A 1,073-nucleotide genomic window follows, 5' to 3' on the forward strand; every position below is an offset into this window, starting at 1 on the left:
ACCAGAATCCGTGAGTTAAATTAGAAAAATTACAGTAACATCAAGTCTTTCATATGTTTAGCTAAATTTGTATCTTCACCCAATAGGTGAAACAAAGAATCGAAAGACTTGGATAGTTATGGACATTGAGTTTCAGCTTACCTCCTCGCCTATCACCTCCACAGCCGGCCTGGCTTTCATCGGAGATCATTTGAAAGAGACCAAACTTTCCCGTCATCTGAGCAGTGTTTGCCCGCATGTTCGAAAATCCGGACGCATTGCCGATATCGACGTTGCCAAATCCATGATCGGACTGCTTTGCCTCGGTAAACCCGATTTCGATGCCATCGGCGAATACCGTGATGAGCCGTTTTTCACCCGCAGCCTGGGCCTGGACCGCCTGCCCTCGCCGGAAACCCTGCGGCAACGTATTGCCTCCTGGCCGGAAAAAACACGCCATGTCTGGCGGGATTTCAACATTCGCCGGCTTCGGCGAAACAAAAAATATGTGACCGAAAAGATCCATGGCCGCCGCTATGCCGCTGTTGACGTCGATGTCTCGCCGATGGATAACTCGGATACCAAAAAGGAAGGCGTCTCGTGGACCTACAAGAAGTTCGACGGTTATGCGCCGATCTTTGCCTATATAGGTCCCGGATTTATGCTGAACAACGAGCTGCGTCCCGGATCGGCTCACAGCAATCACCAGGGTACGGGGCAGTGGATTGCCCAAACGCTGCAGATGGCCCGCAAAATCACCGATGAGACGATTCTGTTTACAGCCGATTCGGGCAACGACAGCTCCGATAACGTGGAAATGTTGCGAGAGCAACCGAATACCGATTTTATTCTCAAACGCAATCTGCGCAAACAGGATCCGGCTGAGTGGCTGGCTCTGGCCAAGGAGCAGACCGGTGAGAAAAAACACGAGGAGGTCGATATTGGGGCACGGGCCTGGTATGGAGCCGAAGATGTAGTTCTGCCGGGTCAGGACGATGTCCCGGAAGACAGTAAAGTCAAACAGCGTGTGGTATTCCGGGCTACCGAGCGGTTTGCCCGCCCGAATGGGCAGTATTTGTTCGGCGATGAGATCA

1 protein-coding gene is annotated in these 1,073 nt (G+C 52.0%); it reads left to right on the forward strand.

Features of this window, described 5'->3' with window-relative positions:
• Positions 1-118 precede the first annotated feature (118 nt).
• On the forward strand, positions 119-1,073 hold a 955-nt coding region (locus tag NATSA_RS15315; protein WP_210513493.1), incomplete at its 3' end, for an IS1380 family transposase.

It is taken from the genome of Natronogracilivirga saccharolytica, assembly GCF_017921895.1.
Classification (GTDB): domain Bacteria; phylum Bacteroidota; class Rhodothermia; order Balneolales; family Natronogracilivirgulaceae; genus Natronogracilivirga; species Natronogracilivirga saccharolytica.